Source organism: Streptomyces sp. NPDC002935, from assembly GCF_040611295.1.
Classification (GTDB): Bacteria; Actinomycetota; Actinomycetes; order Streptomycetales; family Streptomycetaceae; genus Streptomyces.
This window is the reverse complement of the sequence record NZ_JBEXNW010000063.1, coordinates 1-23709: the sequence shown is the minus strand read 5'-3', so window position 1 is coordinate 23709 and position 23709 is coordinate 1. Positions and strand designations below refer to the sequence as shown.

Here is a 23709-nt window from a genome sequence, read left to right as displayed (position 1 = left end):
TACGGAGCGCTCTCGCCCGGCCGGGGCCAGGGCCAGGCTGACCTCGCCGTCGGATCGGCGGACGGTACGGTGCGCTCTCGCCCGGCCGGGGCCAGGGCCAGGCTGACCTCGCCGTCGGATCGGCGGACGGTACGGTGCGCTCTCGCCCGGCCGGGGCCAGGGCCAGGGCCGACCTCGCCGAGCGCCAGGGGCCGACCGGCCTCGCCCAGCTACGGACCGGGGCCCGCCGCGCCTCCGGACTGTGCGGTGCACTGTCGCCCGGCCGAGCCAAGGCGGGGCCGCCCTCGCCGAGCGCCCAGGACCAGACCGGCCTCGCCAGGCTGCGGACGGGGCCCGCCGGGCCGGCGGACGGCACGGTGCGCTCTCGCCCGGCCGAGGGCCGAGCCGTGATGCCATGCCGCGCTCGCTGCCCTTGTCGGGCTGCGGGCCGGGCGGGACGACGGGCCGTGCGGGGACGGGGGGCCTTGTGGTGTCGGGGTGGGTGGGCCAGGCCCGCGGCGTGATGCCTCGGGCTTCGGCCGCCCTGCCCGCTCGCCGGCCCTCCCCGGTTCCGCGGGGTCCGCGCGAGCGGGTGGGCTCGGTCGGGGAGGTGGGGCTCAGCCGGGGATCAGGCCGTCGTCGCTCAGCATCTCCCGGACCTCTTCGAGCGTGGCGTCCGGAGACGGGAGGATGAGCTCCGAGGGCTCCAGCGAGGCGTCGGGGAGCGGGGTCCCGGCGCGGCGCACCGCGTCGAGGAGAGCTCCGAGGGTGCGGCGGAAGCCGGTCTCGTCGCCCCTCTCCATTTCGGTGAGCAGCTCGTTGTCCAGCTTGTTCAGGGTGGTGAGGTGGCCGTCGTCCAGCCTCACCTGCCCCTCCCCCATGATCCGTACGATCATGTCGCCCTCCTCAGGCGTGGGCCCGGTCGGTCACTGCTTGTCGAAGCGCGGTGTGTCCTGGGGCTGCGACGACGACTTGGGCTGGCCCGAGCCGCCCTCGATCGCCTGCTGCGGCGAGGATCCGCCGGCCAGCTCCGCCTTCATGCGCTGCAGCTCCAGCTCTACATCCGTACCACCGGAGAGCCGGTCCAGCTCGCTCTGGATGTCGTCCTTGGCCAGCCCGGACTGGTCGTCGAGAGCGCCGGAGGCGAGCAGCTCGTCGATCGCGCCGGCCCGTGCCTGGAGCTGCGCGGTCTTGTCCTCGGCACGCTGGATGGCAAGCCCCACATCGCCCATCTCCTCGGAGATGCCGGAGAAGGCCTCCCCGATCCGGGTCTGTGCCTGGGCCGCCGTGTACGTGGCCTTGATCGTCTCCTTCTTCGTACGGAAGGCGTCGACCTTGGCCTGCAGACGCTGGGCCGCGAGGGTGAGCTTCTCCTCCTCGCCCTGCAGGGTCTGGTGCTGCGTCTCCAGGTCGGTGACCTGCTGCTGGAGCGCGGCGCGGCGCGACAGCGCCTCTCGGGCCAGGTCCTCGCGGCCGAGCGCGAGGGCCTTGCGGCCCTGGTCCTCCAGCTTGGAGGACTGGTTCTGGAGCTGGTTCAGCTGCAGTTCGAGGCGCTTGCGGCTGGTCGCCACGTCGGCGACACCGCGCCGGACCTTCTGGAGCAGCTCCAGCTGCTTCTGGTATGAGTAATCGAGGGTTTCGCGCGGGTCCTCGGCCCGGTCAAGGGCCTTGTTCGCCTTCGCGCGGAAGATCATCCCCATACGCTTCATGACACCGCTCATGGGCTTCGCGCGCCCCCTTCTGACGGACTCCAGCTCCAGGTACTGCAACAGGACCCACAGTACGGGCCCTGCATCCATTACCGCACTGTTCGGGGACGGATGCGCTCATCCCCAAGGACGACTGCGCTCTCCACCACTCCGGCGCAGGGAGTAGGTGACACCCGGGGTCCACCCGGAGCGACGCCCGCTCTGTCCCCCTACAGACGCACGGTGTTGCCGGATCGTTCCCCACTCGCACGACGTCCATGCCCGCCGACCCCGTACCCTTGGGTTTTGTGTTCCGTAGCCGTGCGAAGGAAGAGAAGGCCCCCGCCGACAAGGCGCCGGTGACCGACTCCAAAGTGACCCGTGATCCGCAGGCCCCCAAGGGCCGCCCCACGCCGAAGCGCAGTGAGGCCCAGACCCAGCGTCGTAGCGTCGCCCAGACGCCGACGACGCGCAAGGAGGCGGCCAAGCGGCAGCGTGACGACCGCCGTGCCCAGATGGAGAGGCAGCGCCAGGCGCTGGCCAGTGGCGACGAACGCTATCTGCCCGCCCGCGACAAGGGCCAGGTGCGCCGGTTCGCGCGCGACTTCGTGGACTCGCGATTCTGCATCGCCGAGTTCTTCCTGCCGCTGGCCGTGGTCATCCTCGTCCTGAGCATGGTGCGGATCGGCTCGCTCCAGAACATCGCGCTCCTGCTGTGGCTGGTCGTCATCGTGATGATCGTGGTCGACTCGATCGGCATCGCGATCCGTCTGAAGAAGCAGCTCAACACGCGCTTCCCGGACCTGCCCAAGAAGGGCGCGGTCCCCTACGCGCTGATGCGTACCCTCCAGATGCGTCGACTCCGGCTGCCGAAGCCGCAGGTCAAGCGCGGAGAGCGGCCCTGAGCACGACGTCTTTCTCCGGGGGAGCGGCGGATGCCTGGCTGAACAAGCTGGGCGGGCTGCGTGATGTCGTACGACAGGAACTGGTGGCCCGGCAGCTCGACGAGCAGATAGCCGGGCGCTACCCGGTGGGGCAGCGACTGCGGGTGCTCGACGTCGGGACGGGCCAGGGCACCCAGGCCCTGCGGCTCGCCCGGGCCGGCCATCAGGTGACCGGGCTCGAACAGGACGCGACGATGCTGTCCGCGGCCCGTCAGGCACTGGCCGCCGAGCCCGAGGGCATCCGGAGCCGGGTGCGCCTCATCGAGGGCGACGGGCGCGAGACCGGCGTCCACTTCCTGCCGGGCAGCTTCGACGTGGTGCTGTGCCACGGCGTCCTGATGTACGTCGAGGAACCGGACGCGCTGGTGGCGGGCCTGGCGCGGATGCTGGCCCCGGGCGGGCTGCTCTCGCTGCTGGTGCGCAACGCCGACGCGCTGGCCATGCGGCCCGGACTCGGCGGGGACTGGGCGACGACGCTGGCCTCGTTCGACACGACCGCGTACACGAACCGGCTCGGGCTCGACGTCCGCGCCGACCGGCTCGCCACGCTGACCGGCACGCTCGCCGGGATCGGGGCGCCGCTGCACGCCTGGTACGGGGTGCGGGTCTTCACGGACACGGCGGCCGACGGCACGCCGCTTCCGCCGGACGTGGAGACGCTGCTGGCCGCGGAGGAGCGGGCCGGGCGGACGGATCCATACCGACAGGTGGCGGCGCTGCTGCACCTGTGCGGCGTGCGGGGCTGAGGCATCGCCCTCGGAGCGACGCCGGACGACCGGGCGGTCCGCCGGACGTGCTTCCTGGTGGAGCCGGAGGAAAGGTCTTCTGGTGGAGCCGGACGACGGGGTCTCCTGGTAGAGCTTTACGACGGGGGTGTCGTCCGGGCAGCCGGACGACCGCCGCCGAGGAACCCGGCGATGCCGCCCGCGCGAGGGGCGCGGCGGACCACGGGCGGGTTGCCGGGGTGCGCCCCCGGCAACCCCGACCGGCCTACTCCGGCTCGGCGTGCAGGCTCATCGGACCGTAGATCTGCGTGCTGTCCTCGAAGAGGAACACCTGGTCGGCGCCGCCCGCCAGAAGGTCCTTCCACACCTCACCGATCCAGGACTCGGCGTCACCCTGGGTGGTGAACTCCTCGGGCTGCACCGCGGGTTGGACCTCTGTCCCGTCGGACTTCTCGAACCGCCACGTCCATGCCGCCATGTACGCCTCCAAGGTGTGAGCACACTGCACAGCGGAAGCCGGACAAGATCCCGCTCCCGTCCGAAGCCTAGCCGGACGCGCAAGACGTGCGGGGACACGGAAAAATCGACGACGTGGAACTGACTCTGCTCGGCACCGGTGCCCCCGCGGGCCTGCCCCGCCCCGACTGTCCCTGCGCCGCCTGCGCGACCGCGCTCGGCGAGAGGGCGCGGGCCGCCACCGCGCTTCTCGTGGACGGCACACTGCTGCTCGACCTCACCCCCGGCGCCGCGTTCGCGGCCGCCCGCGCCGGACACTCGCTGGGCGGCGTACGGCAGGTACTGCTCTCGCATCCGCACGACGGACCCGCCGTGGAGGTGCCGGCCGGGCTGCCGCAGCCCGGGCGGGTGCCCGACGGACGGGAGTTGGCGCTGCTGACGGGACACCGGGTGCGGGCGGTGCCGATGGACGCGCCCGGCACGGGGTACGCGGTGACGGGCCCGGACGGGCAGCGGCTGCTGTATCTGCCGCCGGGCGCGGCGCCGGCCGGTCTGGACGAGAACGGCGATGCCTACCACATGGTGCTCCTCGACGTGGTGGGGCGGCCGGACGCGCTGGCGAAGCTGCGCGCGGTCGGCGCGGTCGACCCGACGACGGACGTGATCGCGGTGCACCTCGACCACGACGTGCCCCCGGGTCCCGAACTGCGGCGGCGGCTCGCCGCGGCGGGCGCGCGGGCGGTCCCGGACGGGACGACGCTCGACGTGGGCGTCTACGAGGACGTACCCGATGTGCCGCGCAGGACGCTGGTGCTCGGCGGAGCGCGTTCGGGCAAGTCGGTGGAGGCGGAACGGAGGATGGAGACCTTCCCCGACGTCCTGTACGTCGCCACCGGGGGTTCTCGCAACGGGGACAGCGAATGGGCGTCGCGCGTCAGCGTCCATCGTGAGCGGCGGCCCGGCTCCTGGCGCACCCTCGAGACCTGCGACCTGGTCCCCCTTCTCGCGGAGGACGGCCCGCCCCTGCTCATCGACTGTCTCTCGCTGTGGCTGACGGACGCCATGGACTCCGTGAACGCCTGGGACGACGCCGAGTGGTCCGGGGGCGGCGAACGCGCCCTGCGCGCCCGCGTGGAGGAGCTCGTCGGCGCGGTCCGGAACACCCGCCGCACGGTCGTCGCCGTCTCCAACGAGGTCGGCTCCGGCATCGTCCCCGCAACGGCCTCCGGACGCCGCTACCGCGATGAACTCGGGCGCCTGAACGCGGCGTTCGCCGGGGAGTGCGAGCACGTGCTGCTGGTGGTGGCGGGCCAGGCGCTGAAGCTGCGGGGCTGAGCGGGGCCCGCTCTCCGCCGACGGACGCGTGTCCGTGGCCCGCTCGGACGCGCGTCCCCGGCTCGCTGCCGCCCGTCCCCGGCCCGGACGCCCCGTCGCCCCTCTGAACGCCCGTCCCGGCAGGGACACCCGTCGCCTGCTCACCTCGGACGCCACTCCCGGCCGGCTGCCACCCGTTGCCGGCTCGCCGCCGCCCGTTCCCGGCTCGCTGCCACCCGTTCCCGGTTCGCCGCGAGCGGGCGGGGGCGGGAGGCGGTTCTCAGGCCTCCTTGCGGGCGACGATGCGGTACGCGTTCGAGAAGCGGGTGCGGCGGAGCAGGGGGGCCATCAGATGGTCCAGCGCGGCGGTCGAGGCGAGGAGCGGGGCGGACGCCCGGGTCAGGGCCAGCCGCACGGTGCGCTGGAGGGGGGTCGGGGGCGCCGGACGCCACGGGGCGTCGAGGCCGGGAAGGGCGCGGCCGAGGGCCAGGGCGAGGGCGCCCGAGAGATCGCGCGGGATGTGCGGCTCCCGGCGGTCCGTCGCGACGACCACACAGCCGAGGGATTCGAGCTCGCCGAGCAGATTGGGCAGCGGCATGAGGTGCAGATGGCGCGGCTGGCCGTACGCCACCCACCACTTGCCGAGCAGCACGCCGAACGCGCAGTCGGGGTCGGGGACTTCGACGAGGAGGTGTCCGCCGGGGCGCAACACCTCCAGCGCGGCGCGCAGTTCCTCGCGTGGGTCGGGCATGTGCTCCAGATGGTGGAACATGCTCACGACGTCGTAGCGGGCGCGCAGCCGCTCGGCGATCCGCGGGTCGGTGAGCCGCCCGACGTGCGCCTCCTCCACCCGCCCCGCCGCCCGCGCCTTCTCGACGCGCCGTGTCGGGTCGAGCCCGTCGAAGGACGTGTACGGGTGGACCTCCTTGGCCGCCTCCGGGAAGTGCCCGTGCCCGGTGCCGACGTCGAGCCAGCTCTCCGGCTCCGGGAAGCGCAGCATGGCGCGGGCCGCCGCGAGGTGGTGTCCGGCTCCGCCGCGGGCACCGAGCAGCCGTTCGGCGAGGCTCTCGTGGACGTCCTCGCGAAAGTCCCGGTGGTAGAAGGCCAGCCCCTCGGCGGTGAGCCGGGGGTTCTGGAAGGCGTGGGCGCAGTCCCCGCACTCGTCGACGACGAACGTCCCCGGCTTGCGCTGCCGCAGATCCGGCGTACGCAGCCGGGTGCGCAGCCGCTTCGAGCCGCACCAGGGGCAGTCGGCGCGCCGCGGTTCGTGGAACCGGCCGGTGCCCTGGGCGAGTTCGGCCGCGTAGGCGGCACGGCGTTCGGCGATCGGCGGTGGGGGCGGGGGCATGGGCGCTCCTGTCGGGGACGAGCCGTACGACAATCCGACACAAACGGTACGTATGTGAAAGGGATCCGGAGCGCAACGACGTGGCGCGGACGTGTTCGATCGCTGCCGGTACTGTTCGGCGAATGAGCTCGCTTAATCTCGACGACTTCACCGATCTGATCGAGCGTCCCGACGGAGGCGTCCGCCGTGACGCCGAGGCGTACCGGGAGCGCCGGATTGTGCCGCCCGGTGCGCTGGGCCGCCTCGACGACCTGGGTGAGTGGCTGGCGGCGGCGCAGTCCGCGGTGCCGGTGCGGCCGATCGAGCACCCGCGTGTCGTGCTGTTCGCGGGCGACCACGGGATCGCCGCCCTCGGCGTGTCGGCGCGTCCCGCGGGCAGCGCCGGCCGGCTGGTGCGGGCGGTCCTGGAGGGCGCGAGTCCCGCGTCGGTGCTGGCCCGTCGGCTCGGCGTGCCGGTGCGTGTGATCGACATGGCGCTGGAGGCCGATCCCGAGGGGCTGCCCGACGAGGTCGTGCGGCATCGGATCCGGCGCGGTTCGGGCCGGATCGACGTCGAGGACGCGATGACCCTGGAGGAGGCGGAGGCCGCGTTCCGCGCCGGAGTCGCCATCGCCGACGAAGAGGCGGACTCCGGTACGGATCTGGTGGTGCTCGGCGACATCAGCGTGGGCGGGACCACGGCGGCGGCCGTCCTGATCGCGGCGCTCTGCGGGACCGACGCGTCCGTCGTCACCGGGCGGGGCGGGCAGGCCATCGACGACCTCATGTGGATGCGCAAGTGCGCCGCGGTGCGCGACTCCCTGCGGCGGGCCCGGCCCGTACTCGGGGATCAGCTGCAGTTGCTCGCGACGGTGGGCGGGGCCGACCTGGCGGCGATGACCGGGTTCCTGCTGCAGAGCGCGGTGCGGAAGATGCCGGTGATCCTCGACGGGGTCGTGTCGGCCGCGTGCGCGCTGGTCGGCCAGCGGGTCGCCTTCCGCGCGCCGGACTGGTGGCTGGCGGGGCAGAGCAGCGGGGAACCGGCGCAGGCGAAGGCGCTGGACCGGATGGCCATCGAACCGCTGCTCGACCACGGGGTGACGGTGGGCGAGGGGGCGGGTGCCCTGCTCGCGCTGCCGCTGGTCCAGGCCGCGGCGAGCCTCGCGGCGGACCTGCCGGAGGCGCCCTCTCCGAAGACAGCCCCGGAACCGGACCCCAAGCCGGACTCCGAGCCGGACTCCGAGCCCACCGCCGAACCCGCCCCCGGGACCGAGTCCGACCCCGAGTCCGGGACCGACACCGAGCCCGACCCCCAGCCCGAGGCTGACGCCGGGTCCGGCCCCGCCCCTCAGGTCGCGCCCGGGCCCGACACCGACGCCGCGACCCCCGGGCGGGACGAGTAGCCGACGGCTTCCGAGCCCGAGCCCGACGCCGACCGTCTGGGCCGGGTCGGGCTGGGCCGGGTCGGGCTGGGCCGGGTCAATTCACCGACCGGAGCCACCTGCCTCGACCCCCGAGGGCACACCCCCGCACGACGCAGGGCTCCCCGGGACCCCGGTCGGCAGATCCACGGACCGGGGCTAGCCGCCCCAGCCCCCAGAGGGCGCCCAAGCCCGACCTCTCCGACCCGGCCGGGAAATTCACCGACCGAGCCGACCGCCTCCACCTCGAAGGCGCGCCCCCGTGCGACGCAGGGCCCCCGGGACTCCGGGCGGCAGATCCCCCGGGACCGGGGCCAACCACCTCCGCCCCGAGAGGGGCACCCAGGCCCGACGCCTGCTCTCCGGCCCTCGGCCGGGAGGCGTGGGCGACCGGGGCGGGCCGGGCGATGGCCCGGGATCCGGACCCCGGCCGGGGCAGGACGGCAGGGCGAGGATGAGGAGCCGTCGCCCGGTGGGCACCACCCGCATTGGCCCTCCGCCGCACCGGCCGCAATGCCCCATATCATCGCGCTTTATGGGATATGCCCGAATTGCCGTTGACCAGGAACGGGCGTCGGCCCGCCGGAGTGACGGGGACCGGCGGTCCACGGCTGCCTCTCGGCGGTCCGCCGCTTTCGCCGTCTGGTACCTGCGCGGGGTCACGTTCATCAACTTTCTGAGCGCCGTGTGGGTCTCGCTCGGGCAGGACGTACGACGGCACAACACCGAGAACTACTTCACGCCGTACCTGCTGACCGCGGGATTCGCCTCCGGCGTGTTCACGATGTTCCTGGCCATCACGACGCGTCGGCGCAAGCGGGCCGCGTGGATCCTCAACTCCGTGCTCAGCGGGCTGTTCCTGCTGTTGTTCGCCGTCGCGATGGCGTTCCCGGAGATCCGCCAGTACCCGCAGAACTGGGTCTCGCTCGTACTGACCGCGGCCTTCGTGGGGTCCCTGGCTGTCGGCCGCCGGGAGTTCTACGCCAAGGGCGACCGGTCGAATCCGAAGCTCGCCGCGGCCGTCGCGGCCGGCGGACTGCTGGTCACCTCGCTGCTCGCCGCGCTGCTTGTCACGGTCACCAACGACGCGCACGACGCGCACCGTTCGACCTTCCTGGACCGCTGGCGCTACGGCACCCTGCGGCTCGTCTCGGTCGCCGCCGACGACTCCCACTACCCCGGGATCTCGACGCCCAACTGGGTCAACGTCACCATCAACGTGCTCAGCACCCTGCTGGTCCTCGCCGTCCTCTACGCGGCCTTCCGCTCCCGGCGCGCGGTCGACCCGCTCACCGAGGACGACGAGAAGCGGCTGCGCGCGCTGCTCGACCGCAACGGCGACCGGGACTCGCTGGGCTATTTCGCGCTGCGCCGGGAGAAGAGCGTGGTCTGGTCGCCCACCGGCAAGGCGGCGGTGGCGTACCGCGTGGTGGGCGGGGTCTCCCTGGCCAGCGGCGACCCCATCGGCGATCCCGAGGCATGGCCCGGCGCCATCGAGCCCTGGCTGGCCGAGGCCCGGGAGCACGGCTGGATCCCGGCGGTGATGGGCGCGAGCGAGGAGGCGGGCACGATCTACTCCCGGCACGGTCTCGACGCACTCGAACTGGGCGACGAAGCCCTCGTCGAGACCGCCGAGTTCACCCTCGAAGGACGGGCCATGCGCACCGTCCGGCAGGCCTACAACCGGGTCAGGAGGGCCGGATACCGGGTGAACATCCGACGGCACGAGGACATCCCGGCCGCCGAGATGGCGTATCTGCTCAAGCGCGCGGACGACTGGCGCGACGGCGCGACCGAACGAGGCTTCAGCATGGCGCTCGGCCGGCTCGGCGACCCCGAGGACGGTCGCTGCGTGATGCTCGAATGCACCGACGCCGAGGGCCAGTTGAGGGCCGTGCTGTCCTTCGTGCCGTGGGGGCCCGGCGGGCTCTCGCTCGACCTGATGCGGCGCGACCGCGACGCGGAGAACGGGCTGATGGAGTTCATGGTGATCGAACTCCTGCGGCGCGCCCGGGAGATCGAGATCACCCAGGTCTCGCTCAACTTCGCCATGTTCCGTTCGGTCTTCGAACGTGGCGCGCGTCTCGGCGCGGGCCCGGTCCTGCGGCTGTGGCGCTCGCTGCTCAGCTTCTTCTCGCGCTGGTGGCAGATCGAGTCGCTGTACCGGGCCAACGCCAAGTACCGGCCCATCTGGGAGCCGCGGTTCCTGCTCTTCGAGAAGAGCGCGGACCTGCTGCGCATCGGTGTCGCGTCCGCGCGCGCCGAGGGGTTCCTGGAGGCGCCGGGCCTGCCGAAGTGGCTGCACCGCAAGCACCTGGAGTCGCACAGATGATCCCACCGAGGGCACCGAGGGCCGACGTGAGGAGCGTCGTGGGGACGACCGGATGAGCACGCTCGCCGGCTGGGCCCGCGCCGAGTGGGGTCTCTTGTACACCACCGTGCGCCGGGCCCTGGTGACGAGGCGGTGGCGGGCGGTCCCGATGACCCTCGGCGCGGTGTGCCTGACGGCCGTCCTCCAGTTCGTCCAGAACCAGTCCTGGGGCTATCAGCTGGTGCAGGACACCGGCTCCGTCCGGGCCGAGGAACCGCTGTGGCTCGCCCTGCTCCGCACTCCCCTCTCCCTGTTCGTACCGGCGCTGGATCTTCCCGTGTGGGGCGCGCTCGCGCAGATCCTGATCGTCTTCGGGATCGCCGAGATCTGTCTGGGCTGGTGGCGCACGCTCGTCATCGCGTACGTCGCCACGCTGGCCGGGACGCTGTACGCCCGGGTCGGCATCGCGCTCGGCCCGCACCATCCGCTGGGGCTGCCCGGGGCGGACGCTCAGGTCGTCGACACCGGCCCCTCGGCGGCCGTGGTGGGCCTCGCCGTGTTCCTGGGCTGGCGCTACCGGGCGTATGTGACAGCGGGGGTGGTGATCGGGGCCATGGTGGTCGAGGTGCTCCTCAAGGACAACCTGGCGGGCAAGGAGCATCTGGCGGCCATCGGCGCGGTGCTGGTGGTGTGCTGCCTCTCCGCGGTACGTCATCACCGTTCGGGCAGGGAGCGGGCGGGCTCGGGGTCGGGTTTGCCGCCGATCCAGTCCTGAACCTTGCGGCTGGGGCCCGCCCAGCGGCGGTCGTGCCGGTAGAAGCGCAGTCTGGACCGGGCGCGGGCGCGCGGCCGGCGCCGGTAGAAGCGCTTGGCCCACGGCGAACCGGGCTTGGCCAGCCGGATCGCGCCGATCGGGGCGACGAGGGGAACGACCACCCCGAAGATGGCCGTGCGCGCCTTCCCCTTGCTCAGGGCGATCAGCGCGAAGAGGAAGTTCAGGACGATGGTCACGATCAGGCTGGCGCGGCTCTGCTCCTCCTGGTCGGTGGTGTCGTTGACGCCGAACGGTGAGAAGCCGCTGAGCATCAGACCGACCATGGCCGCGGTGACCACCACGACCTCGACGCTCTTGCGCCCGGCCTCGGTCCAGTAGACGTCGTCGAGGTGCAGGATCAGCGCGAACTCGTCGAGCACGAGGCCCGCTCCGATGCCGAACACCACGGCGCACACGCACGGCCAGAACCCGTACCGGCTGCTGGCCACCGCGCCGAAGCCGCCGATCACGGTGAGCACGACGCCGGGCACCACGTGGTGGATGTGCAGATCGCCGGCCTTGACGTTGCCGAAGGGCCCTTTCCCGGCGCGGATGAGCCGCACGATGGAACGGGTGACCACGAAGGTCAGGACGAACGAGGCCAGCGCCAGCAACAGGGGGAGTTTCCCGGGTTCGATGATGTTCCGCTGCAACCAATGACCCATATGCGAACTTTATCCATCGCCGCTGTATCCGCCCTCCGGGCGTCCGGGTAGCCTGCGCCGATGTCCAAGACCGCCTCCGGGGCCCCTCTCGCCGACAGCCTCCGTTTCGCCTTCGGCACCCTCACCGTGCTTCCCGTGAAGGTGACGCGCTGGGACCGCGACGCTGCGCGCGGCGGCATGCTGTGCGCTCCCCTGGCCGGTCTCGTGGTCGGGGCGGGCGCGGCCCTGGTGGGTGTGGCACTGCTGGCCATGGGGTCCGGCCCGCTGCTCGCGGCCGTGGCCACCGCCGCCGTGCCGGCCGCGCTCACCCGGGGTCTGCACCTCGACGGTCTCGCCGACACCGCGGACGGACTGGGCAGCGGCAAGCCCGCCGAGGAAGCGCTGCGGATCATGAAGCAGTCGGACATCGGCCCGTTCGGCGTGATCACCCTCCTGTTCGTCCTGCTCGCCCAGGTGGCCGCACTCGCCCAGGCGTACGACTCCTCATGGGCCCGGGGCGTCCTCGCGGCCGTCGTCTCGGCGACCGTGGCCCGCCTCGCCCTCACGCTCGCCGCGCGCACCGGGGTGCCGGCGGCCCGCCCCGAGGGCCTGGGCGCGGCGGTCGCGGGCACCGTGCCGTCGCGCGGGGCCCTGCTGGTGGCGGTGGCCGTGACCGGCGCGGCGGCGGGCGGCGGCGCGCTCGTCGGGACGTACGACATCGTGCGCGCCGCGGTGGCGGCGGGCGCCGCCTGCCTGGCCGCCGAACTGCTGCTGCGGCACTGCGTCCGCCGCTTCGGCGGTGTCACCGGCGATGTGTTCGGGGGCCTCGCGGAGACGGCGGCGACGACCGCGCTCGTGGTTCTGTCGCTGGGCTGATCACCGTTCTGTCACCGGCCTGGAACGATCACCGGGGCAGGCCGCCGCGGGCCCGGCGCCGCCACTAATCTGAGCCGCCGAACAGACAACGGAACGTGATCGGGGGACGTCTGTGCAGAGCGTGCCGTCACTGCCGAAATCTCGGCGCTTCATGGCGTGGTTCATCGACTTCGCGCTGGTGCTCGCGGCGGCGTCCGCGCTCGCCGTGCTCACCTTCCACCGCGTCTCCGCGCTCGTGACGGACGTGCCGGATCTCGCGACGCGCGGCGGCTGGGACCTCCTCACCTCGCGCGGCGACGTCGTCGGCGCCTCCGAGGGGTTCGGACTCTCGCTCTGGGGCAAGGTGGTCCGGGACGTGGAGCAGGCCTTCGGGCTGCTGGTGGCCGCGACCTTCCTCTACCAGTGGTCGGCCCTCGCCCTCACCGGGCGGACCGTCGGCAAGGCCCTGCTCGGCCTCAAGGTCACGCCGGCCGCTCCCCGTCGTACGGCGCTGCGGGCGGCGGTGACGACGACCGCCGATGTCGCCGTCTACGCGCTGGCCTGCATCCTGCTGGTGGAGGGCGAGTTCGCGCTCTCGGTGCTGGCGTGGACCGTCGCCGTCGCGATCTTCTTCCTGAACGCGCTGCCCGTGCTCGCCCCGAGCCGCCGCTCCCTGGCCGACCGGCTGGCGGGCACCGCGGTGACGGGCCTCGGACTGGGCCTGCCCGGCGCCACTGCCCCGGTTCGCCCCTACTGAGCGTCGAACCCGGCTTCAGCGCCAGAAAGACGGCGGGCGTTCACGGGGCGGGCTGCTCCACGGCGTTGGGCAAGGTACCCCAGGGGTGGTTTCCCGCGCCGGGGACCGCGCAGTACAGGGCGGCCCCCCGCTCCCGGGCCAGTACCGCCGGATCGACGCCGGCCGGTACCCCGTGCACGAGGTGGCAGAGGGTCGCCCCCGCGCCCGTCCACGGCGGTGGGGGTCTCCTGCGGTAACTCGTCCAGGTGCCCTCGAAGGTGACGAGTACGTCGGCGATGCGGGCGTACGAGGGGTGCGGTGCCGTGCCGTGGTTGAGGACGAGGGTGCCGCGGCCGAGCCCCCGGGCGGCCGCCGCCAGCCGCCGGTAGTACCCGAACCCGCTTTCCGTGGCGGCCGCCTGGTCGAGGAACGTGCCGTCGGTGCCGTACCAGTCGCGATGCCGGGTCAGTTCGCGCAGGACGTCCGCGAGCGGTCTGCGCCCGTAGTCCGTGTCGACGTACCCGAGCACCCGGACGTGCGCCGCGCGCAGCCGCCCGGCGACCGCCGCGAACGCCGGGTCGAGGCGGTCGCCGGGTCCGCTGGCGGGGTTCAGCACGACGCCGTACACCCCGGGTGCGGCGGCGAGGAGCGCGTCCCATTCGGCCGGGCGGACAAAGGGGTGTTCGTAGTACGGGACGAGGAGGGTCTTCGAAGTGCCGGGCGTACGGGCGGCGTCGGGCACACGGGCTGCGGCGGGGGCGGCGGGCGATCCGTGCGCGGCTGTGTCCGGCGGGTTCAGCGGGTTCATCGGTGGGCCGTCACCTTTCCCAGCAGGGCGCAGACGAGCGCGGTCTGGGCGCCGGCCGCCGTGCCGTAGACGATCAGGCCCACCCAGTGCGCGTCACCCGTGTGTGTCGCGAGGGCCGCGGTCTGGGTGAGGGCGGCGGCACAGACGACGGCGGCCGTGCCGGTGACGGCGCCGAAGGACTGGAGCAGCAGCCCGGTCCACATGACCACACCCAGCAGGAGCAGTCCGGCGAGCCGGACCCCGTCCGCGGTCGCGGGCGCGTGCGGCCACAGCGCGGAGGTGCCGAGTCCGAGCACGAGCAGTGCGGCGAGGTAGCCGGCGAGGCACCGGACGACAGCGCCGGCGGTGGCCCGCCGGAAGCTCCTCGCCGACGTGCTGGAACGCAGCCCGGCGAGGCTCCCGCTGCGGAACCGGAACAGCAGCCACTCGGCGGGCCCCATGCTCAGCGTCAGGGCGACCGCGGCCGGTGCGGCGACCGCCGTACGGGCTCCCGTCAGGACGTCTCCGAGCGCCGCGTACAGCACGAGGACACCGCTGCCGAGCCCGAAGAGGGCGTACGGAAGGGTTCCGGCGTGCCGGCGCGGGGCGGACCGGCGGGCGCGCAGCCGCCCGGCGACACCCCCGAGGCGGGCCGGGGCGGCCTCGGGCTTCCCGGGAGCCGGCCGGCCCGTGGAGGCCGCCCGCGGCTCGCCGGCCCGCCCGGACGGCTCCGCCCCGCCCCGCAGCTTCTTGTACGGCAGCAGCGCGAGAAGCCCGGCGCCCCAGCTTCCCTCCCCCAGCTCTCTGACGGCGGGCGCGACTTCGAGCAGACCGAGCAGGGCGACCGCCGCCAGCGAGCCCAGGAGCAGGGCCACACGCGCCAGGTCGGGGACCGGGTGGAACACGGTGACGATCGCGCCCGCCGTCATGGGTGTCAGGGCGGCGAGCAGCGTGCGTTCCCGGCCCATCACCAGCAGAACGGTGGCCGCGCCGAGATAGCCGGACTGCCCGGCGGCGAAGGCGACGGCGCCCCCGCCGGCCGAGCCCGCCGCCGCGAGGGCCACCAGGGAGCCGAGCAGGACACCGGCCGGGGTACCGACGAGCAGCGCGCGGCGGGCGGCCGTGCGGTCGCCGAGTCCCATCCAGGTGTACGCGCGGTGCGCGAGCCCCTGGTTCCAGGTCCAGCCGCACAGCGCACCGGCGAGCATCGGAACAGTGCCGGCCGGGAGTCCGAACGCGCCCTTGGGCCCCGCGAGAAGCGGGGCGGCGAGGACGTAGCCGAGGCCGGGGAGGGCGAAGACGATGCCGCGCAGGAGGCAGCCGAGGAGACCGATCCGCCAGGGGTCGTGGGGCGGGTCCTGTGGTTCGGGATAGTCCCGGCCGACCCGCTCGAACAGCTCCTCCGCGAGCGCGAAGGAGTTCGTGACGCCGTACCGCTCGCGGATCTGGTCGTCCGACAGGCCGTCGGACTCGAGGAGTGCGGCCACCTCGTCGGGGTGGACGGCGGCGGACACGAACTCCCCGAGGTTCTCGACGAGTTCGTCGATCGGGCCGGGTTGCGCCCGGTTCGCCGGGCGACGCCGGCCCGGCACCAGGGGACGCGTGTCCTGGTGGGCCCCGGGCGGGGTGCGCAGGGCGCCGCTCACCAGCCGGTCCCGTCGGTGGCGACGGCCTGGTACCAGGGGTCGCGCAGTTCGAGGGTCCAGTCGGCGACGGTCTCCACGGCGGGCTCGTACACCTCGGGCCGGCCCGCGAGTTCCTGGTAGACCGTCCTGAAGGCGTCGACGGAACGACGCAGCGTGAAGCGGTCGATGACCCGCTGGCGGGACAACTCGCCGAGGTCCAGCCGTCGTTCGTCGTCGCGCAGCAGGGTGAGAGCGGCGGCGGCCATCTTCTCCGGCTCGCGCGGCGGGACGACGATGCCGGTGTCGCCGACCGCCTCACGGACCCCGCCCACGTCCGTGGAGACCGTCGTACGGCCGCAGGACATCGCCTCGATGATCGAGAACGGGAAGCCCTCGGAGATGGAGGACAGCATGACGACATGGCCGGCCGCGTAGGCGCGCCACACCTCGGTGATCCGGCCCTCGAAGGTCAGCCCGTCGGTGACGCCCAGTTCGGCGGCAAGTTTCTCCAGGCGGGTTCTGTACGCCTCCCCGCCGGGTGGCACGGGGCCGAACAACCGCAGCCGGGTGTCGGGGAGTTCGGCGCGGACCATGGCGTACGCGCGCAGGAGTGTCTCCAGGTCCTTGATGGGGTCGACCCGGCCGCACCAGGTGAGGGTGGGCACGGCGGGTTCGGGGCCCGCGTGCGGGAAGGCGTGCGGGTCGACGCCGTTGTAGACGGTGCGGATCCGGTCGCCGTCGGCGCCGCCGCGCTCCTCCCAGCGGCGGTTGTACTGGTTGCAGGGGGTGATGAGGTCGGCGGCGCGGTAGCCCAGGGAGTTCAGCTCACGGTAGAAGCCGAGCATGAACGCCTTGACGGGCCAGCGCTGCTGGAGGCCGCGGTAGCCGAGATAGCGCTCGCGCAGATAGATGCCGTGCTCGGTGAGCAGGAACGGGACCCCGTCCAGGTGGTGCGCGGCGAGGGCGGGCAGCGTGGCGAGGCCGCTGCTGACCGCGTGGGCGACGGAGTCCTCGGGGACACGGACGCCGAGCGGGCGCAGCGCGTGCTCCAGCAGGTCCGTCGCCGTGAGCGCGTCGTGCACGGTGGGCCGGGCGGCGGCCGTCGGCAGATGCGGCATCGTCCAGAGCAACATCAGCGACCGCAGCGCCGACTCGGTGCGCAGGGCGGCCGAGAGGCGTCCGTCGCGGGCGAGTTCGGCCAGTTCGTACAGGGCGACGCCGAAGTCCTCGGGTGAGTCGGGGTCGAGGAAGGCGAGCAGGAGACGCTCGTAGGTCTCGGTGAAACGGCGCAGGGCGCGGCCCAGCGGTGCCCGCGCGCGTCCGGGCCGTGGCCCCCAGGTCGGCACCGAGGTGTGGCGGTAGACGTTGGGCGGCAGCTCCCAGGTCACGGGTTCGCGGCCGCTGCCGGTGAGCGAGACGATGTGGAAGTCGACCTCCGGCATGCCCTTGACCAGCTGGTCGCACCAGGTGCTGACCCCGCCGTGGACATGCGGATAGGTGCCTTCGGTGAGCATGGTGACATGACGGCCGGTGCGCATCATGCGTGGTTCCCCCCTGGGACTGTTTCTTCCGGAGAGCCCCCCGGCCCCCGGTGCACGGCTCGACGCGCACCCCGGCCGGTCGGACCGGGGTGCGCGTCGAGCCGCGGAGCTGCCGTGCTTACGCGGGCAGGTTCAGCTTGAGTGCGGACTGAAGGAGCTCCGGCTTGGTCCAGTCGTTGCGCTGTCCGGCGTACGGCGTTCCGAACGCGGCCGTGCCGAGCAGGAGTTGCTTCTTGGTCCCCTCGGGCACGGTCACCGGGATCTGGGTCCCGGACGGAGCGGTGACGGTGACGGTGTTGCCGACGCGGTAGGCCGTGACCTTGCCGTTCGCCAGGGCCGCCTGCCAGGCGGCGCGGCGCTGCAGCTCGGTGCCGATCGCGCTCTGCCGGGGGTTCTGCAGCGGGGCGTTGTCGGCGTAGATGGCCTTGTAGTCGGCGAGCACCTTGTCCAGGACCGGGTACAGGATGCGGTCCTCGGCCAGGTTGGACTGGTGGACGTAGTGCGGGCGCGGGTCGTTGCCGATGGCGTGCCCGAGCGCGGTGCGCGCCTCCATCGGGACGATGTAGTCGGCGTAGCCGGTGGCCGTGTTCAGGGGCGCCGGCAGGCAGGTGGACGTGGCGTTGTTCTCGCAGATGCCGCTGCCCCCGTCGGCCTGCGAGGTGTAGATCCAGTTGTACTCGTCGGCCATCTCCTCGGCCTTGCCGGCGTTGTAGTAGACGTTCATCGGGTAACGGGGCACGGTCAGCGCGTTGTTGCCGACCGCGCGCTGCTCGGGCTCACGGGAGTTGTCGGAGCCGGTCCACTTGACGCCGTTCGCGTTGAGGGCGCCCGCGAGGTTCGGGTTGTCGTCGGGCTGCTGGGGCAGCGTCCTGAGACCCGAGTGCTCGCCGGTCACCAGCTCGGTGCGGTCGGTGGCGAGGCCGTGGGAGGCCGCCCAGTTGTTGTTCTTCGAGATCTCCGCGGAGATGTCGGCCCGGCTCATGTACTTCGTCGAGCCGTCGGCGTTCTTCGAGCAGGTCCAGGGCACGGTGGTGGTGTCCTGGACGCAGCCGAGGAACAGGTGCGTGTAGGTGTGGTTCATCCAGCGGAACTTGGCCTTGTCGGCCAGGAGCCTGTCCGTGAGGGCGTCCGTGCCGCCGTTCTCGGTCTTCCACTCCTCGCCCGCGCCCGCGTTGAAGACCATGTCGAGCGTGAACCCGTGGTCGGCCTCCCACTGCGCCGCATAGGCGGCGTCGGCCGCGGTCATCCGGATCGGCGTGGTCGTGTCCTCTCCGTCACCGCCCGCGCAGTCGATGTCGCCGGGCGTGCAGTTGCGCTCGGAGTCCCAGCGGGCGTCGGGCGCGAAGACGTCGTCGACGTGGACGGAGAAGTAGTTCCTGCTCTGTCCGAGGTGCACGCCCTGGGTGAGCCACTCGACGATGCCGCGCGCGAGGACCTTGAACTGCTTCTGGTACTGGTTGTACGCGAAGGTCACCACGAGTTCGCGGCGCCCGTCGTGCTCGTACTGCCCGAGCATCGAACCGCCGGACGGCGCGTTCAGGTAGCTGGTGAAGCCGTCCCTCGGGTGGGCCGCGTAGCCGTAGGTCTCCTGCGCCGCCGGGTCGTTGTCCTCGAAGGTCAGCGGTCCGTCGAGGTAGCGGAACGGGCCGGTCGTGCCCGCCGCGGTGACCTGGGTCTGTACGCCGTCCAGCACGCCGGACCAGCCGCCGTTCTGGTCGGTGTAGTCGAGCCCGACCTCGGGGTGTGCCCAGGTGTAGGCGTCGACCTGCGGGATGCCGAACGTCCTCTCGTACGTCTCCAGCGCGGTCTGCTCGGCCGAACCCGGGCCGAACGGCAGCTCGTTCGGCAGGATGACACCCTGGTACTTGGCACGCGGGGCGCCGTTCACGGTGTCGCTCAGGAACGTCGCGTTGATGGTCGGGCGGCCCGCGTCGCCCAGATCGACCGTGGTGTACGGGATGCCGGAGTTCTTCAGCTCCGCGGTGATGGCCCCTACCTGGCCCGCGCCGTTGTCGACGACCAGGACCTTCAGATCGATCCGCGGTGTCGTGGCCGCGGACGCGCCGGGTGCCCCCACTCCCAGCGCCAGGAGTCCGGCGGCCCCCAGGACGGCGGCCGTTCCTCTCCAGCGATGCAGACTTTGTGCCATATGTGGCGCCTCCCCCTCAGAGATCCCCTACAGGTGGAAAACGTAGAGAATCTGTGGAAATCGTGCGAAGCAGTGGGCGACATGCCCACTGGAACACGATGAGTGTGTCTCAGGTCACCAGGAGTGAGGGGCGGGAATCCAGCACGGCGCCACTTGCGGGTGAACGTCCGCAGAAATGAGCGAAACCCGGCCCCGAGCGTAGGCTCGTCCCGGGTACTCGCCCGCCCTGGCAGGGGCCCCGGTAAGGACCGCCCCCGAGGACGGATCTAGGGTCAGCCGTCGGGCCCGGTCGACCCACCCCACTCGGCCACAAGAACTTCAATGGAAGCGGAGATCTCACCACCGTGACTGCTCTCACTCTCAGCACCGCCGCAGCGTCCGGTCTGCGGGCCGACGCGATCGTCGTCGGTGTCGCGAAGGGCCCCAAGGGCCCGGTCGTCGCACCGGGCGCCGAGGCCGTGGACAAGGCGTACGACGGCGGGCTCGCCGGAATCCTGGAGACCCTCGGCGCCACCGGGTCCGAGGGCGAGGTGACCAAGCTCCCCGCGCCGTCCGGATTCAAGGCCCCCGTCGTGGTGGCCGTCGGCCTGGGAGCGGTTCCCGAGCAGGACGACAGCTTCGACGCCGAAGCGCTGCGCCGTGCCGCCGGTGTCGCCGCCCGCGCGCTCGCCGGCGCCAAGAAGGCCGCCTTCGCGCTGCCGATCACGGACGCCGCCGACGCCGGTGCCGTCGCCGAGGGCGCCCGCATGGGCGCGTACGGCTTCGACGCCTACAAGGAGACCGGCCGGGGCGACGCCGCCAAGAACGGCAAGGGCCCGCTCGGCGAGGCCACGCTGCTCGGCGGCAAGCCCCGGGACGCGGCGTACAAGGCGGCCATCGCGCGCGCCACCGCCGTGACCGAGGAGCTCAACCGCGCCCGCGACCTCGTCAACACCCCGCCGAACGACCTCAACCCGGAGTCCTTCGCCGCCGTCGCCACCGCGGCCGGCAAGGAGCACGGCATCAAGGTGACGGTGCTCGACGAGAAGGCCCTGGCGAAGGGCGGCTACGGCGGCATCCTCGGCGTCGGCGCCGGAGCGGTCGCCGGTCCCCGCCTGGTGAAGCTGTCGTACACCTCCGCCAAGGCCACCAAGCACCTCGCCTTCGTCGGCAAGGGCATCACCTACGACTCGGGCGGCATCTCGCTGAAGCCCGCCGGGCACAACGAGACGATGAAGTGCGACATGGCCGGCGCCGCCGCGGTCTTCGCCGCCGTCGTCACCGCCGCGCGCCTCGGCCTGGAGGTCAACGTCACCGGCTGGCTCGCGCTCGCCGAGAACATGCCGTCGGGCTCCGCCACCCGCCCGGGTGACGTGCTGCGCATGTACAGCGGCAGGACCGTCGAGGTCCTCAACACCGACGCCGAGGGCCGGCTGGTCCTCGCGGACGCGCTGTGGAAGGCGTCCGAGGACAAGCCGGACGCGATCGTCGACGTGGCGACGCTGACCGGCGCGATGGTGCTGGCGCTGGGCAACCGCACCTTCGGCGTGATGGCCAACGACGACGCCTTCCGTGCCTCGATCGTCGACGCCGCCGAGGAGGTCGGCGAGGAGTCCTGGCCGATGCCGCTGCCCGAGCACCTGCGCAAGGGCATGGACTCCCCCACCGCCGACATGGCCAACATGGGCGAGCGCATGGGCGGCGGCCTCGTCGCCGGTCTGTTCCTGCGCGAGTTCGTGGGCGAGGGCATCACCTGGGCGCACCTCGACATCGCGGGCCCGGCGTTCAACGAGGCCGGTCCGTTCGGCTACACGCCCAAGGGCGGCACCGGTTCCGCGGTCCGCACCCTGGTCCGCCTCGCCGAGCTGACGGCGGCCGGCGACCTGGGCTGAGCCTTCGTACATACGGACGGCCCCGGGCGGTGACTCGCCCGGGGCCGTCCGTATGGCCGAACGGAGGTTTCGCCCTCGACGAAATCCGCAGGTTCACCCGGCTCCGCACCCCGTCGACGTGATGGATCAGACGTCCCAGACACCGGCCCGGCGTCTCGCTCGCCCTCGACAAGTGCAAAGATGGGTTCTCGGCAGGACAGGGCCCCCACCACAGGGCCGTAGAAAGAGCGGCCGGACACCAGCCGACCGACCGGTCAACCACCCGTAAGGGACACAGGTGCCCGGCGCACGGCGCACATGCATGGAGGACGTGACGTGGCGAACGACGCCAGCACCGTTTTCGACCTAGTGATCCTCGGCGGCGGTAGCGGCGGTTACGCCGCGGCGCTGCGCGGAGCGCAGCTGGGCCTGGACGTCGCCCTGATCGAGAAGGACAAGGTCGGCGGTACCTGCCTGCACCGGGGGTGCATCCCCACCAAGGCCCTGCTGCACGCGGGCGAGATCGCCGACCAGGCCCGCGAGAGCGAGCAGTTCGGCGTCAAGGCCACCTTCGAGGGCATCGACGTACCCGCCGTCCACAAGTACAAGGACGGCGTCATCTCGGGCCTGTACAAGGGCCTGCAGGGTCTCATCGCGTCCCGCAAGGTGACGTACATCGAGGGTGAGGGCCGCCTGTCCTCCCCGACCTCCGTCGACGTGAACGGGCAGCGCGTCCAGGGCCGCCACGTGCTCCTCGCGACCGGCTCCGTGCCGAAGTCGCTGCCGGGCCTGGAGATCGACGGCAACCGCATCATCTCGTCCGACCACGCGCTCGTCCTGGACCGCGTCCCGCAGTCCGCGATCGTGCTCGGCGGCGGCGTCATCGGCGTCGAGTTCGCCTCGGCGTGGAAGTCCTTCGGCACCGAAGTGACGGTCATCGAGGGTCTCAAGCACCTCGTCCCGGTCGAGGACGAGAACTCCTCCAAGCTTCTTGAGCGCGCGTTCCGCAAGCGCGGCATCAAGTTCAACCTGGGCACCTTCTTCTCGAAGGCCGAGTACACCCAGAACGGTGTCAAGGTCACCCTCGCCGACGGCAAGGAGTTCGAGGCCGAACTTCTGCTCGTCGCGGTCGGCCGCGGCCCGGTCTCGGCCGGTCTCGGCTACGAGGAGCAGGGCGTCGCGATGGACCGCGGCTACGTCCTGGTCGACGAGTACATGCGGACGAACGTCCCGACCGTCTCCGCCGTCGGCGACCTCGTCCCGACGCTCCAGCTCGCGCACGTCGGCTTCGCCGAGGGCATGCTGGTCGCGGAGCGTCTGGCCGGTCTGAAGACCGTTCCGATCGACTACGACGGCGTCCCCCGGGTGACGTACTGCCACCCCGAGGTCGCCTCCGTGGGAATCACCGAGGCCAAGGCCAAGGAGATCTACGGTGCGGACAAGGTCGTCGCCCTGAAGTACAGCCTCGCGGGCAACGGCAAGAGCAAGATCCTCAACACCTCGGGCGAGATCAAGCTCGTCCAGGTGAAGGACGGTGCCGTGGTCGGCGTCCACATGGTCGGCGACCGCATGGGCGAGCAGGTCGGCGAAGCCCAGCTGATCTACAACTGGGAAGCGCTGCCCGCCGAGGTCGCTCAGCTCATCCACGCCCACCCGACGCAGAACGAGGCGCTCGGCGAGGCCCACCTCGCCCTCGCGGGCAAGCCGCTGCACGCGCACGACTGATCGGCCTCCGGCCGTCCCTCGGCCGCCGGCTGTACCCAGTCACCGCGTCGAGCAGGGCGCGACGACCACAGACTTCCGCACCTTTCCCAAGCTTTCGATCCCGATCGAGAGCTTGGGAAATCCCAATAAGGAGCAACAGAAACCATGCCGGTTTCCGTAACCCTTCCGGCGCTCGGCGAGAGCGTCACCGAGGGCACTGTCACCCGCTGGCTGAAGGCCGAGGGCGAGCGCGTCGAGGCCGACGAGCCGCTGCTGGAGGTGTCGACGGACAAGGTCGACACCGAGATCCCCTCTCCCGCCGCCGGCATCCTCGCGTCCATCAAGGTCGCCGAGGACGAGACCGTCGAGGTCGGCGCCGAGCTGGCCGTCATCGACGACGGCACGGGCGCGCCCGCCGCCGCCCCGGCTCCCGCCGCCGAGGCTCCGGCCCCGGTCGCCGCTCCGGCCGCCCCCGCCCCGGTCGCCGCGGCTCCCGCGGCCCCGGCCGCGCCCGCCGCCCCCGCCGCTCCGGCCGGTGGCGCCTCCGGTACCGACGTCGTGCTGCCCGCGCTGGGCGAGTCGGTCACCGAGGGCACCGTCACCCGCTGGCTGAAGCAGGTCGGCGAAGAGGTCGCGGAGGACGAGCCGCTGCTCGAGGTCTCCACGGACAAGGTCGACACCGAGATCCCCGCGCCGGTCGCCGGCGTGCTGCTGGAGATCGTCGTCGGCGAGGACGAGACCGCCGCGCGCCCGCATCGTGAGCGGCACCGTGCGCTCGTACCGAGAAGCGATGATCCGCTTCGCCGGCATGAGCAACCTCGATGTCTGGTACGCGAAGA

General features: G+C 72.5%; 20 protein-coding genes. 11 read left to right on the top strand and 9 right to left on the bottom strand.

The genetic code is table 11. The features are described from left to right. Window positions 1-596: 596 nt before the first annotated feature. Complete coding sequence (locus ABZX90_RS42515) at window positions 597-875, bottom strand: hypothetical protein (RefSeq protein ID WP_355213583.1); 279 nt, start codon at window positions 873-875, stop codon at window positions 597-599. A 30-nt stretch (window positions 876-905) separates the two neighbouring features. Next, window positions 906-1700 (bottom strand): PspA/IM30 family protein, encoded by a 795-nt coding sequence (locus ABZX90_RS42510; RefSeq protein WP_351122295.1) that lies wholly within the window; start codon window positions 1698-1700, stop codon window positions 906-908. Window positions 1701-1945: 245 nt separating this feature from the next. Between ABZX90_RS42510 and ABZX90_RS42505 the strand changes: the two genes are divergently transcribed. Beyond that, a complete protein-coding gene (locus ABZX90_RS42505) occupies window positions 1946-2572 on the top strand; it encodes a DUF3043 domain-containing protein (protein WP_351122235.1) in 627 nt (208 codons plus the stop codon). A gap of 83 nt (window positions 2573-2655) precedes the next feature. Next, the gene (locus ABZX90_RS42500) at window positions 2656-3357 is read left to right on the top strand and encodes a methyltransferase domain-containing protein (RefSeq protein WP_351122233.1); all 702 of its coding nucleotides are present in this window, start codon (window positions 2656-2658) and stop codon (window positions 3355-3357) included. Window positions 3358-3601: 244 nt separating this feature from the next. Here ABZX90_RS42500 and ABZX90_RS42495 read toward each other — a convergent pair whose 3' ends face one another. Further along, on the bottom strand, window positions 3602-3814 hold the full coding sequence (locus tag ABZX90_RS42495) for a hypothetical protein (protein WP_261706966.1): 213 nt from the start codon (window positions 3812-3814) through the stop codon (window positions 3602-3604). Window positions 3815-3927: 113 nt separating this feature from the next. Here ABZX90_RS42495 and ABZX90_RS42490 point away from each other — a divergent pair, with 113 nt between their 5' ends. Then, window positions 3928-5127, top strand: a complete 1200-nt coding sequence (locus ABZX90_RS42490) for a bifunctional adenosylcobinamide kinase/adenosylcobinamide-phosphate guanylyltransferase (RefSeq protein ID WP_351122229.1) — start codon at window positions 3928-3930, stop codon at window positions 5125-5127. Window positions 5128-5386: 259 nt separating this feature from the next. Here ABZX90_RS42490 and ABZX90_RS42485 read toward each other — a convergent pair whose 3' ends face one another. Next, the gene (locus ABZX90_RS42485; RefSeq protein WP_355213582.1) at window positions 5387-6454 is read right to left on the bottom strand and encodes a class I SAM-dependent methyltransferase; all 1068 of its coding nucleotides are present in this window, start codon (window positions 6452-6454) and stop codon (window positions 5387-5389) included. A 122-nt stretch (window positions 6455-6576) separates the two neighbouring features. Here ABZX90_RS42485 and cobT point away from each other — a divergent pair, with 122 nt between their 5' ends. The 3 genes from cobT to ABZX90_RS42470 all read left to right on the top strand — a co-directional run bounded on the left by cobT (window position 6577) and on the right by ABZX90_RS42470 (window position 10940). Beyond that, window positions 6577-7836, top strand: a complete 1260-nt coding sequence (gene cobT / locus ABZX90_RS42480) for a nicotinate-nucleotide--dimethylbenzimidazole phosphoribosyltransferase (protein WP_351122224.1) — start codon at window positions 6577-6579, stop codon at window positions 7834-7836. A gap of 553 nt (window positions 7837-8389) precedes the next feature. Beyond that, window positions 8390-10186, top strand: a complete 1797-nt coding sequence (locus ABZX90_RS42475; RefSeq protein WP_355213581.1) for a phosphatidylglycerol lysyltransferase domain-containing protein — start codon at window positions 8390-8392, stop codon at window positions 10184-10186. A 52-nt stretch (window positions 10187-10238) separates the two neighbouring features. Further along, complete coding sequence (locus ABZX90_RS42470) at window positions 10239-10940, top strand: hypothetical protein (RefSeq protein ID WP_355213580.1); 702 nt, start codon at window positions 10239-10241, stop codon at window positions 10938-10940. Here the strand turns inward: ABZX90_RS42470 and ABZX90_RS42465 are convergent. After that, window positions 10880-11644, bottom strand: a complete 765-nt coding sequence (locus tag ABZX90_RS42465) for a hypothetical protein (RefSeq protein WP_351122216.1) — start codon at window positions 11642-11644, stop codon at window positions 10880-10882. The genes ABZX90_RS42470 and ABZX90_RS42465 overlap by 61 nt on opposite strands. A gap of 60 nt (window positions 11645-11704) precedes the next feature. Here ABZX90_RS42465 and ABZX90_RS42460 point away from each other — a divergent pair, with 60 nt between their 5' ends. Then, window positions 11705-12499: an adenosylcobinamide-GDP ribazoletransferase gene (locus ABZX90_RS42460; protein ID WP_355213579.1), complete on the top strand. Its 795-nt coding sequence runs from the start codon at window positions 11705-11707 to the stop codon at window positions 12497-12499. Window positions 12500-12650: 151 nt separating this feature from the next. Beyond that, a complete protein-coding gene (locus ABZX90_RS42455; protein ID WP_351122211.1) occupies window positions 12651-13235 on the top strand; it encodes an RDD family protein in 585 nt (194 codons plus the stop codon). 40 nt (window positions 13236-13275) lie between these two features. Here the strand turns inward: ABZX90_RS42455 and ABZX90_RS42450 are convergent, their stop codons facing one another. The 4 genes from ABZX90_RS42450 to ABZX90_RS42435 form a co-directional block, all read right to left on the bottom strand. Continuing rightward, a complete protein-coding gene (locus ABZX90_RS42450; RefSeq protein ID WP_355213578.1) occupies window positions 13276-14022 on the bottom strand; it encodes a spherulation-specific family 4 protein in 747 nt (248 codons plus the stop codon). After that, window positions 14019-15647: a hypothetical protein gene (locus ABZX90_RS42445; RefSeq protein ID WP_355213577.1), complete on the bottom strand. Its 1629-nt coding sequence runs from the start codon at window positions 15645-15647 to the stop codon at window positions 14019-14021. The genes ABZX90_RS42450 and ABZX90_RS42445 overlap by 4 nt, the downstream gene beginning before the upstream one ends. Beyond that, window positions 15644-17167: a GT4 family glycosyltransferase PelF gene (gene pelF, locus ABZX90_RS42440; protein ID WP_355213576.1), complete on the bottom strand. Its 1524-nt coding sequence runs from the start codon at window positions 17165-17167 to the stop codon at window positions 15644-15646. Before pelF ends, ABZX90_RS42445 begins: the two co-directional genes overlap by 4 nt. A gap of 118 nt (window positions 17168-17285) precedes the next feature. Further along, complete coding sequence (locus ABZX90_RS42435; protein WP_355213575.1) at window positions 17286-19316, bottom strand: hypothetical protein; 2031 nt, start codon at window positions 19314-19316, stop codon at window positions 17286-17288. A gap of 344 nt (window positions 19317-19660) precedes the next feature. Between ABZX90_RS42435 and ABZX90_RS42430 the strand changes: the two genes are divergently transcribed. The 3 genes from ABZX90_RS42430 to ABZX90_RS42420 form a co-directional block, all read left to right on the top strand. Beyond that, complete coding sequence (locus ABZX90_RS42430; RefSeq protein WP_351122196.1) at window positions 19661-21187, top strand: leucyl aminopeptidase; 1527 nt, start codon at window positions 19661-19663, stop codon at window positions 21185-21187. Between the two features lie 315 nt (window positions 21188-21502). Next, on the top strand, window positions 21503-22891 hold the full coding sequence (lpdA, locus tag ABZX90_RS42425) for a dihydrolipoyl dehydrogenase (RefSeq protein WP_351122193.1): 1389 nt from the start codon (window positions 21503-21505) through the stop codon (window positions 22889-22891). Between the two features lie 144 nt (window positions 22892-23035). Then, on the top strand, window positions 23036-23709 hold a 674-nt coding region (locus ABZX90_RS42420), incomplete at its 3' end, for a biotin/lipoyl-containing protein (protein WP_355213574.1).

Coding starts and splice junctions, on each gene's coding strand:
- ABZX90_RS42515 (WP_355213583.1), bottom strand. CDS start 875: ATGATCGTACGGATCATGGGGGAGGGGCAGGTGAGGCTGGACGACGGC.
- ABZX90_RS42510 (WP_351122295.1), bottom strand. CDS start 1,700: ATGAGCGGTGTCATGAAGCGTATGGGGATGATCTTCCGCGCGAAGGCG.
- ABZX90_RS42505 (WP_351122235.1), top strand. CDS start 1,946: ATGCCCGCCGACCCCGTACCCTTGGGTTTTGTGTTCCGTAGCCGTGCG.
- ABZX90_RS42495 (WP_261706966.1), bottom strand. CDS start 3,814: ATGGCGGCATGGACGTGGCGGTTCGAGAAGTCCGACGGGACAGAGGTC.
- ABZX90_RS42485 (WP_355213582.1), bottom strand. CDS start 6,454: ATGCCCCCGCCCCCACCGCCGATCGCCGAACGCCGTGCCGCCTACGCG.
- cobT (WP_351122224.1), top strand. CDS start 6,577: ATGAGCTCGCTTAATCTCGACGACTTCACCGATCTGATCGAGCGTCCC.
- ABZX90_RS42475 (WP_355213581.1), top strand. CDS start 8,390: ATGGGATATGCCCGAATTGCCGTTGACCAGGAACGGGCGTCGGCCCGC.
- ABZX90_RS42470 (WP_355213580.1), top strand. CDS start 10,239: ATGAGCACGCTCGCCGGCTGGGCCCGCGCCGAGTGGGGTCTCTTGTAC.
- ABZX90_RS42465 (WP_351122216.1), bottom strand. CDS start 11,644: ATGGGTCATTGGTTGCAGCGGAACATCATCGAACCCGGGAAACTCCCC.
- ABZX90_RS42460 (WP_355213579.1), top strand. CDS start 11,705: ATGTCCAAGACCGCCTCCGGGGCCCCTCTCGCCGACAGCCTCCGTTTC.
- ABZX90_RS42455 (WP_351122211.1), top strand. CDS start 12,651: ATGGCGTGGTTCATCGACTTCGCGCTGGTGCTCGCGGCGGCGTCCGCG.
- ABZX90_RS42450 (WP_355213578.1), bottom strand. CDS start 14,022: ATGAACCCGCTGAACCCGCCGGACACAGCCGCGCACGGATCGCCCGCC.
- pelF (WP_355213576.1), bottom strand. CDS start 17,167: ATGATGCGCACCGGCCGTCATGTCACCATGCTCACCGAAGGCACCTAT.
- ABZX90_RS42435 (WP_355213575.1), bottom strand. CDS start 19,316: ATGGCACAAAGTCTGCATCGCTGGAGAGGAACGGCCGCCGTCCTGGGG.